Raw genomic sequence first — 9,629 nt, 5'->3', positions numbered from 1 at the left:
TGGTACCTGATCGGCTTTTCCTACTACGCCTCGAACATGTCCGGGGCGAGCTTCGTCGGGCTGATCGGCGCCTCCTACGCCTATGGCATCACGGTCTTCCACTATGAATGGACGGCGGCGCTGGTGCTGGTGATGATGGCCGCCTTCGTGCTGCCGGTGTTCCTGAGGAACCGGCTCTACACGGTGCCCGAGTACCTGGAGCTGCGCTATGATCGGCGTACGCGCGTGGCCTATTCGGTGTTCACGCTGCTGACGCTCTTGTTCATCGACACCGCCGGCGCGCTCTATGCCGGCGCAGTAGTGATCCAGACCGGGTTTCCCGCCTTCGGCCTGTGGACCGCCTCGATCGGGATCACGCTTCTGGCCGGGACCTACACGATCTTCGGCGGGCTGGGCGCCGTGGTGGTCACCGATGCCCTGCAGGCGATCGTGCTGATCATCGGGGCGCTGATCGTCGCCGTGGTCGGCATGTCGGCGGCGGGGGGATGGGACGCGGTGCTGGCCAAGCTGTCGCCCGATCAGGTGCGGCTGTTCCATTCCGCCGGCGATTCCTTCCTGCCCTGGCCGGGGATCGGCGGCGTGGTGGTGCTGGGGCTCTATTACTGGGTGTTCAACCAGTACTTCGTGCAGCGCGCGCTGGCCGCGCGCTCGCTTGCCGAGGGGCGCCGCGGCGCGCTGTTCGCCGGGGCGCTCAAGGTGCCCAACCTGCTTCTGATGATCGTGCCCGGCCTGGTGGCGGCGGCGCTTTATCCCCATCTCGACAAGGCCGACGAGGCCTTTCCGACGCTGGCCTTCAAGATGCTGCCGGAGGGCCTGCGCGGCGTGATCCTCGCGGCGATGCTGGCGGCGATCATGTCGAGCCTCGACAGCGCGCTGAACGCGGCGGCGTCGCTGGTGACCATGGACCTGGTCAAGCCGATGAAGCCGGACGCGGACGAGCGCGGGCTGATCCTGTTCGGGCGCTTGGCAACCGGGGCGATGATGGTGATCGCCGCGGTCTACGCGCCGCTGATCGCCTCGTTCGGCTCGCTGTTCCAGTATTTCCAGTCGACGCTGGCCTATCTGGTGCCCCCCGTGGTGGCGATCTATCTCGGCGGGCTGCTGGGCCGGCGGCTGACGCGGTCCAGCGCCTTTTGGGCGCTGGTAATCGTCGAGCCCGTGGCGCTGGGCCTGTACTTCGCGCAGGAGGTGGCGCAGCTGTGGCAGGGCCTGCATTTCACCTACATGGCCATGATCCTGTTGGCGGCGACGCTGGCGATCATGGCGGGAATCAGCGCGTTCGCACCGGGGGAGCAGGCCGGCGCGGACGTCGTGGCCGCGCGGTACGACCTGCTTCCCGAGCCGGCGCGCCATGGCAGGCTTGGCGACTACCGGGTGCAGGCGATGCTGCTTCTGGGCGTCATCGCCGCGCTCCTCGTCGTCCTCGACTGAGCGCGGGCCGCCGCGCGGGCTCAGACGGGATCCCACGCCGGCGCGAAGTCGAAATCGCAGATGCGATGCTGCCGTGCCTTGAGGGCGTCGATCGCCTGCACATCGCCCGCGCTGAGCGCGAAGTCGAAGACATCGAGATTGGCGGCGATGTGCTGGGCGTTGGAGGAACGCGGGATCGCGGCGACGCCCTGCTGCTGGACGTGCCAGCGCAGCACGACCTGCGCCGGCGTCTTGCCGTGGCTCTCGGCCGCTTCGCGCACGGCGGGTTCGGCGAGAAGCTCGGAGCCGCGCCCCAGCGGGCAGTAGGAGACGACTGCCACGCCGTGCCGGCGGCACGCGGCGAGCACGCGGTCCTGGTTCAGGGAGGGGTGGTATTCCACCTGGTTGCACACCAGCGGGTGCCTGGACAGCGACACGGCCTCGTCCACCAGCGCGACGGTGAAGTTCGAGACGCCGATGTGCCGCGCGAGGCCGCGGTCGCGCACCTCGTTCAGCGCCTTGATCGAATCGGCGAGCGGGATCGAGGGGTTGGGCCAGTGGATCAGCGCGAGGTCGACCTGATCGACCGCAAGGCGTGTCAGGCTGGCCTCGACCGAGCGCTGCAGGTCGCCCTGGGCGATGTCGCTGGGCCAGACCTTGGTGGTGAGGAAGATCTCCTCGCGCGGCACGCCGGCCTGCCGCAGGCCGGCGCCCACCGTCTGTTCGTTGTCGTACATCGCGGCCGTGTCGACGTGGCGGTAGCCGGCGCGGATGGCCTCGCCGACTAGGCGCGTCGCCGTTCCGCCGGTCAGTGTGAAGGTCCCCAGGCCGATGGCGGGGATCTCGGCGCCGTTGGCGTGCACAGAATGGGTCAAGTCGGCAATCTCCCGGTCGTGATCGCAGCCGTCGGTGGCCGGCTCTCCCGAAGGCTAGGGCCGCAGCCGGGCATTTCCAGCGCTTGGGTCAGCGCGCCCCGGGGGAATTCGCCGCGCCGGTCCACGCCGCGACCGGCGCGGCGACGATCCACCATGCGGGCCGGGCGCGGCGCAGACGTGCGGCCTGGGCCTCGGCCTGCGCCTCGCTTGCATGGAGCGCGAAGCAGGTGGCGCCCGAGCCGGACATGCGCGCGAGCGGCGCCTCGCGCAGCGCCTCGAGGATCTCGCCGACGGCTGGGCAGAGGCTGCGGGCCGGCGCCTCGAGATCGTTGCGCAGCGCCCTCAGCCAGTCGATCAGGCCATCGAAGCCGGTCAGGGCGGGTGGCGGCATCGCCGGCGGATTGTCACGGCGGCTGAGGGCGGCGAAGGCGGCCGCGGTGGGCACGGCAATGCCGGGATTCGCCAGCACCATCCAGAGGCCGGGCAGCGGCGGAGGCAGGGCCAGCCGCTCGCCGATCCCGGTCATGTACCGCGGCTCCGGGGCGGCGAGACAGACCGGCACGTCGGCGCCGAGGGCGGGCGCAAGGTCGGTCGGGATCACGACATCCCACAGCCGCGCTAACAGCCTCAGCGCGGCGGCCGCATCGCTCGAGCCGCCGCCGATGCCCGAGGCGGGCGGCAGGGTCTTCTCGAGTGTCAGGGCCACGCCGGGCGCGATCTGGTGCGCGGCGGCCAGCGCCCGCGCCGCGCGCAGCACAAGATTGTCCGGCTCGGCGGCCAGGGCGTCGGCGAAGGGACCGGCGAGGGCGAGGGACAGGCCGGCGGCCGGCCGCGCCGCCAGCCGGTCGCCAAGCGCGGGGAACACCGCGAGGCTGTCGAGCAGGTGATAGCCGTCGGCCCGGCGGCCGGTGACGTGGAGATAGAGGTTGACCTTGGCGGGGGCGAACTCGGTCTGTGCGGCCGGGGACGGAGCCTCAGCCGCCATTCGGCTTCGCCGTTCCCGCCGTGCTCTTGAGCACCGCCGGCTGGCCTGCCGCCTTTTCCTCCGCGAGAACGGCGTCGAGGCCCTGGGCCAGCTTCTTGTGGATGCGCTCGGCCTCCTTCTGGTCCGGATTGAACGAAAGCGCCCGCGTCCACTGGAACCGCGCCTCGGTCTTGCGGCCGACCATCCACAGCACGTCGCCGTAATGGTCGTTGATCACCGGGTCCGTGGGCTCGAGCTCGACGGCGTGCTCCATGTTCTTCGCGGCCTGCTTGTACTGGCCCAGCCGGTACTCCACCCAGCCGAGGCTGTCGACGATGTAGCCGTCGTCGGGGCGCTGCGCGACCGCCTTCTCGATCATGGCCTTCGCCTTGTCGATGTGCTTGCCCTGCTCGACCCAGCTGTAGCCCAGGTAGTTCAGGACCAGCGGCTGGTCGGGCTTGAGCTTGAGCGCCTCGAGGAAGTCGGCCTGGGCCTTGTTCCACTGGTTGGAGCGCTCATAGGCGATGCCCTGCTCGTAGTAGAGCACCCAGTGCCGCTCCTGGGGCTTCTTGATCAGGGCCAGGGCGGTGCTATAGGAGGCGGCGGCCTCGGACCAGCGCTCGGCCCGGCGCAGCATGTCGCCGAGCGCGATCTGCGCCTCCATCTCGTCGGGATGGCTGGCGGCGGTCTCGCGCAGGATGCCGATGGCCTCATCGCGCCGGCCGGCCGCCTCAAGTGCCTGCGCCCGCCCGATGGCGGCCTGCAGCGCCTCGGGCGCGTCGTGCGGCACCTCCTGGTAGGCGGCGATGGCGAGCTCGTGCTGGCCGGCTTGGTCGAGTATGTCCCCGATCAGCAGCCAGCCCTGCATCAGATCGGGGTTTAGATAGACGGCGAGCTGGGCATAGGCCAAGCTAACCTGCTGGCTGGAGCCGCGCGCCAGGAACCCGGCGACCCCGAACAGGGCCTCGGCCGCGCCCTGGCTGCCGGTCTTCACCAGCGGCGGCGGAGCCTTGCCCTGGGCCAGGCTGGCGGCGAGGCTTTCGAGCTCCGGGTTGCCCAGCGTGGCGTCGATCTGCTGCGCGACCGCCTTCTTGGCCTCGTCGATGCGGCCCAGCCGCGCGAGGATGCCGGCGCGCACCCGGGTCAGGCGGTCGTCGGTTCCCTTGGCCAGCTCTCGGGTGTGGTCGATGGAGGCCAGAGCCGCCTTGTCGTTGCCCGCCGCGGCCTCGAGCAGCGCGAGGTGATAGGCGGCGACGATGTCGCCCGCCGCGCCGGCGGAGTTCTTCGCGCCGAGCTTGGTCAGCAGGCTGCGCGCGGCGTCGGTCTTGCCCTCGGCGAAGTCGGCCCAGGCGCTGATGAGCTGGCTGACAAAGGGGCCGGCCTGCGGGTCGGTGGAGGCGAGCAGCTTCTGCGCGCGGCCCGGCGCGCCCGTGCGGATCGCCTCGACCGCGAGGACAAGGTCCGCCAGATTCTGGCCGGGGTTGAGCGCCTCGAGCCTTTGGGCCAGTGCGACGGCGGCCGCCATCTCGCCGGCGTCGACGTGCTGGACGATGGCCTTGGCGAGCAGGCTCTGGTTGTTGGGGTCGGCCTTGAGCGCCAGGGAATACCAGTGCGCGGCGGCCGCCACGTCGCTGCGCTGCGCCGCGTCCTCGGCCGCGAGATAGGGGCCGGCGAGGCCGGGAATCTGCGTTCCTCCGGCAGCGGCCGCGGCGGGCAGCGGTGAAGCGCAAAGGAGTTCGAGCGTCAGGGACGCCGCGAAAGCAAGGGTCTTGCCTGCCAAGATGAGCCTCCGTGGCCGGTTGGCGGGCCGCAGAATCGGCCCGCTTCCCGCAATATAGGAGCGTATCGTTCTCTACCACGGCGAGATTACCCGCCCGGAACGGAAAGATGCAAATGCGACATTTCGCGGCCGGCCGCGCGATTTGCGGCCGGCGGCGGGTCAGTCGCGAATGGTCAGGCTGCACTGAAAGTCCGGACCGCCGAGACGAAGTGGCAGGACGGCCCTTGGGAAGGGGCCGGCCGGATGCCAGTTCGGACTGGCGGTCACGAGAAAGAGATCGGGCTTGGCGTCGCGTTCGAAATGCGCCTTCGCGCCCGACGGATTGCGCGATTCGGGCTGTGCCTCGGCGATGAGGCAGGCGCCGCCCAGGGACAGGATCACCTGGCCCTCGGACGCGGGGCCGCCGAAGGGGCGCCCGTCGCCTGCGTGTCCCCAGGTCGGGCCGCCGCTGGCCGGCGTGCCCGCCGAGGTCGTGCCGGGCAGATCGGTGGATGCGCAGAGCCCCGACAGCGCCCAGGCGTTCTGCTTGGGGTCGAGGTGGAAGGCGCACGGGCCGGCCGAGAACATCGCCTCGAAGGGCTTGCCGTCGATGATCAGGCCCTTGAGGCCGAGGCTGAGCAGGCAGCCGTCGGCATCGCCGCACATCTCGGCCAGGCGCGTCCGATCGAGCTCGAGGCTCCTGGGCCCGCCGCGGCCGCCGGTGAGGACGAAGGTCGCCGGGGCATGGAAAGGCGCGCCCGGCAGCACCGTGCCGTCGATGTTTTCATAGCCGCCGCCTGTGGGGACTGCGCCGCCCGGGGCGCCATTGAGCCGCTGCGCCAGCGCGTCGCGGTCCTTCTCGAGCGCCTCGATGCGGTCGAGCAGGCAGGTGAAGTTCTCGTCGGCGACCTGGCGCATGGTGGGGCTCGAGACCCAGTCCTGGAGCTTCTGCAGCGAGCAGTCCGCGGCCTCGCCGCGACCGGGCATCGCCGCCAACATGACGAGAACGAGGGCAGGCAGGACGAGGGCGGGCAGGACGTGGGCGACAAGGCGCCGCAGGCGTGGCCGGAACGGGGAGGCAGGGGTCATCGCTTTCTCCGGGCTGAGCTGGACTTTTGATCGCCGGCGCGTCGTGGTCGCGTGGCGGCTCGCCGCTTGCCGGCCCGGCCGATCCGGGTCAGCCAGCGGGTGATCGCCGGTGCGACGAGGCGCTGCGCGCGGCGCGAGACGAACACGCCCACATGGCCGGTGGGGACCTCGAGCTCCTCGTAGTCGCGGCCCCCGACGATGCGGCCGAGCGCCCGGCTGCACGGCGGCGGGATGATGTGATCCTCGGCAGCGTAGATGTTAAGCACCGGGCAGGCGATGGCGGCGAGGTCGACCGGCGCGCCGGCGACCCGGAAGCTGCCGAGCGCCAGGCGGTTCTCGTGATAGAGGTCGATCAGCCACTCCTTGGCCGCGGCGCCCGGGTGGTCGGGCCGGTCGGCGAGCCATTTCTCCATGCGCAGAAAGGTCTCGAGGGCGGCCGGGTCGGTCGCCAGCTCGGCGAGGTCGGCAGTATACTTGGCCAGCGTGCGCGCGGGTGCGAGCTGCTGGAACAGCGCGCCGGTGAGCTGGCCCGAAAGGTTGCCGCGCTCGTCCACCAGGTCGCGGATCAGCGCGGGCGGCAGGCTGCGCACCCAGACATTGAGCAGAGCGCGGCGCGGGTCGGGGTCGTGCATGTCGGCGTGGAAGTCGATCGGGGTCACGGCCAGCGCTAGGCCGCGCACGCGCCTGGGGTGCCGGGCCGCATGGATGGCGGCGAAGACGCCGCCCTCGCAGATGCCGAAGAGCGCGGCGCCGGGAGCGCCGCTGGCGGCGCAGAGCGCGGCCAGCGCGTCGCCGAGGTGGTATTCGGCATAGTCGGTGAAATCCTTGAACCGGTCGGCGCGGGTGGGGTTGCCCCAGTCGAGCACGAACAGGTCGACGCCGGCTTCGAGAAGCCGGCCGACCAGCGAGCGGCCGGGCTCGAGATCGGTCATGGTGTGCCGGCCGACCAGCCCGTGCAGAATCAAGAGCGGCCCCAGCCGCGGCTGCGGCACCGCCGGGCGGTAGCGGTGAAGGCTGACCTGGCCGTCGCGCCAGATCTCGTCCTTCGGCGTCACCGCGATCCGGATGGCGTCGCCGCCGCTCTCGGCGAGCCGCCGGCCGAGCTTGGCAAGGCGCTCGGCGGTGTCGCCCGGGCCGGGTTGCTCGTTCATGCTCCCCTCTGCGCCTTGAGCGCGCGCAGCTCGCGCTCGAGCCGATGCAGGCGCTCGCCGAGCTCGTCCATTTCCATGCGCGTGGGCATGCCGAGAAGCTCGGCCAGGCGCTCGAGGCGACCGCGGATCAGCGCCGCGCAATCGAGCCGGGCGCGGATCAGGTCGCGCTGGGCGGCGAGGAAGGCGTCCGAGCGCATCGCCTCCGCCAGCTCGATGTCGGCGGCCTCCTGCCAGCGGGCACGGATCGTCTCCCAGGGCGGGGGGCCGTCGGCGTGCTCCTCGCCCGCCAGCGCCTCGGAGAAGCGGCGGAAGGCGCGCAGCCAGGCCTCGGCCATCACCGCCTGGTGGCGGCCAAGGGCGAGCGCGTAGGCCCCCCACTCGCGCGAGCCGAGCATCGCCTCGTGCTCGGCCTGCCAGCCACCCTCGCCCGCGCCGAACCAGCGCCACAGGTCGCCGAAGCCGCCGGCGCTTGCCGCGTCCATCCAGCCGAACGGGTCGAACGGCCCGCCGGCCGTTCCGGTCCGCTCCGCGCCGGGGCCCGCGCCGGCCGCGGCGGCGGCCTCGCCATAGGTGCTGGCGAAACGGCTCATGCCGCGAACAGCGATTCGCACTGCTCGCGCAGCGGCTCGCTGAGGGTCGCGCCCCGAGGCCGGGCGGCAAAGAAGCTCCGGCTCGCCTCGAGCCAGAGGCCGAACGGGTCCCGGTCAGCGGTCGTGCGGTCGCTCATCGCCATTCCCCCGGCGCGATGCGTCTCAGCCTACAGGCGAGGCGGCCGGCTTGGCAAAGCCTCCGAGGCCCCTCAGAGCATCGAAGGCAGCACCTGGTCGGGCGGGCGGTGGCCGTCGGCGAAGGTCTTGATGTTGATGATGACCTTCTCGCCCATCTCGATGCGGCCCTCCTCGGTCGCCGAGCCCATATGCGGCAGCAGCACGACATTGGACAGCGCCATCAGCCGCGGATTGACCGCGGGCGCGTGCTCGTAGACGTCGAGCCCGGCGCCGGAGAGCTCGCCCCTCACCAGCATGCGCGTCAGTGCGTTCTCGTCGATGACCTCGCCGCGGGCGGTGTTGACGATCCAGGCGGTGGGCTTCATCAGCTTCAGCCGGCGCGCCGACAGCAGGTGGTAGGTCGCCGGTGTATGCGGGCAGTTGACCGAGAGGATGTCGACGCGGGCGAGCATCTGGTCGAGGCTCTCCCAATAGGTCGCATCGAGCTCGGTCTCGAGCTCCTCATGCACGCGGCGGCGGTTGTGGTAGTGCACCTGCAGGCCGAAGGCGCGGGCGCGGCGCGCAACCGCGGTGCCGATCCGGCCCATGCCGAGGATGCCGAGCCGCTTGCCCCAGATGCGGTGGCCCATGATCGCGGTGGGCGACCAGCCGGTCCACTTGCCCGCCCGCATCAGCTCCATGCCCTCCTTGAGCCGGCGCGGCACGGCGAGGATCAGCGCCATGGTCATGTCGGCGGTGTCCTCGGTCAGCACGCCCGGCGTGTTGGAGACCAGGATGCCGCGGCTGCGCGCCGTCTCGACGTCGACATGGTCGATGCCGGCGCCGTAGTTGGCGATCAGCTTGAGCTGCTTGCCGGCACGGGCGAGGAGCCGCGAGTCGATGCGGTCGGTCAGCGTGGGCACCAGAACGTCGGCGCTCTGCATCGCCTCGGCAAGCTGTTCGGGCGTCATCGGCTCATCGGTTTCGTTGAGCCGGACCTCGAACAGTTCGCGCATCCGCGTCTCGACGACCTCGGGCAGCTTGCGGGTGACGACGACCGTGATGCGGTTGCGGGGCATGGGGTGATTTCCCTTTTCGCTCGACGCTCAGCCCGTGATAAGGTCTGCGCCGCGGCGATTGAAGCACAAATCGCCGCATCCGGCAGGACGGCGCGCCCCGGCAAGAGGGCGCCGGCACGAGGCAGAAGGGCATGGCGCGATTTCGCATCCTCGGCGCGCTCTGCGTGGCGCTGCTCATGGCGGGAGCGGCGGGCGCGGTGCAAGGCACCACGGACGAGTCGGTCGGCCCGGTCACCAAGCTGCCGCTGCCGCGCTATGTCTCGCTGCGCTCGGACAAGGTGAACGCGCGGCGCGGGCCGGGGCTCGACTACCGCATCGACTGGGTGTTCCAGCGCGCCGGATTGCCGGTGCGCATCGTCGACGAGTACGGGCAATGGCGCCGCATCGTGGATTCCGACGACGCCGGGGGCTGGGTCTACCATGCCCTCCTGCGGTCGCGGCGCACCGCTTTGGTGACGGCGGCGAAGGTGACCTTCCGCGAGCGACCGAACGACGCCGCGCGGCCGACCGCCGAGGCCGAGCGCGGCGTGGTCGCCTCCCTCCTGCGCTGCCGGCCCGACTGGTGCGAGGTCGAGGCGAAGGGCATCGCCGGCTG

Annotated in this window: 10 protein-coding genes; 2 read left to right on the top strand and 8 right to left on the bottom strand. The window is 71.3% G+C overall.

From position 1 onward, the window contains the following. Positions 1–1,431, top strand: a 1,431-nt coding sequence (locus AC32QD_RS07240; RefSeq protein ID WP_492009818.1) for a sodium:solute symporter family transporter, incomplete at its 5' end; no start/stop codon positions are given. Between the two features lie 20 nt (positions 1,432–1,451). Here the strand turns inward: AC32QD_RS07240 and AC32QD_RS07235 are convergent. The 8 genes from AC32QD_RS07235 to AC32QD_RS07200 form a co-directional block, all read right to left on the bottom strand. Beyond that, complete coding sequence (locus tag AC32QD_RS07235; protein WP_492009817.1) at positions 1,452–2,285, bottom strand: aldo/keto reductase; 834 nt, start codon at positions 2,283–2,285, stop codon at positions 1,452–1,454. A gap of 88 nt (positions 2,286–2,373) precedes the next feature. After that, positions 2,374–3,270, bottom strand: a complete 897-nt coding sequence (locus AC32QD_RS07230; protein WP_492009816.1) for a 4-(cytidine 5'-diphospho)-2-C-methyl-D-erythritol kinase — start codon at positions 3,268–3,270, stop codon at positions 2,374–2,376. Continuing rightward, complete coding sequence (locus tag AC32QD_RS07225) at positions 3,260–5,029, bottom strand: tetratricopeptide repeat protein (protein WP_492009815.1); 1,770 nt, start codon at positions 5,027–5,029, stop codon at positions 3,260–3,262. The genes AC32QD_RS07230 and AC32QD_RS07225 overlap by 11 nt, the downstream gene beginning before the upstream one ends. Positions 5,030–5,188: 159 nt before the next feature. Next, on the bottom strand, positions 5,189–6,097 hold the full coding sequence (locus tag AC32QD_RS07220) for a hypothetical protein (protein WP_492009814.1): 909 nt from the start codon (positions 6,095–6,097) through the stop codon (positions 5,189–5,191). Next, on the bottom strand, positions 6,094–7,248 hold the full coding sequence (locus tag AC32QD_RS07215; protein WP_492009813.1) for an alpha/beta fold hydrolase: 1,155 nt from the start codon (positions 7,246–7,248) through the stop codon (positions 6,094–6,096). The genes AC32QD_RS07220 and AC32QD_RS07215 overlap by 4 nt, the downstream gene beginning before the upstream one ends. Next, positions 7,245–7,838 (bottom strand): poly(R)-hydroxyalkanoic acid synthase subunit PhaE, encoded by a 594-nt coding sequence (locus AC32QD_RS07210; RefSeq protein ID WP_492009812.1) that lies wholly within the window; start codon positions 7,836–7,838, stop codon positions 7,245–7,247. The genes AC32QD_RS07215 and AC32QD_RS07210 overlap by 4 nt, the downstream gene beginning before the upstream one ends. Next, positions 7,835–7,975, bottom strand: a complete 141-nt coding sequence (locus tag AC32QD_RS07205) for a hypothetical protein (RefSeq protein ID WP_492009811.1) — start codon at positions 7,973–7,975, stop codon at positions 7,835–7,837. Before AC32QD_RS07205 ends, AC32QD_RS07210 begins: the two co-directional genes overlap by 4 nt. A gap of 72 nt (positions 7,976–8,047) precedes the next feature. Beyond that, positions 8,048–9,034, bottom strand: a complete 987-nt coding sequence (locus AC32QD_RS07200; RefSeq protein ID WP_492009810.1) for a 2-hydroxyacid dehydrogenase — start codon at positions 9,032–9,034, stop codon at positions 8,048–8,050. Between the two features lie 131 nt (positions 9,035–9,165). On the opposite strand from AC32QD_RS07200, the gene AC32QD_RS07195 reads away from it, so the two are divergent. Next, the coding region (locus tag AC32QD_RS07195) for an SH3 domain-containing protein (protein ID WP_492009809.1) at positions 9,166–9,629 on the top strand (464 nt) is incomplete at its 3' end.

The sequence above is a fragment of the Thermohalobaculum sp. genome, from assembly GCF_058622915.1.
The sequence above is the reverse complement of the archived record's forward strand: the minus strand, read 5'-3'. Positions and strand labels throughout refer to the sequence as shown.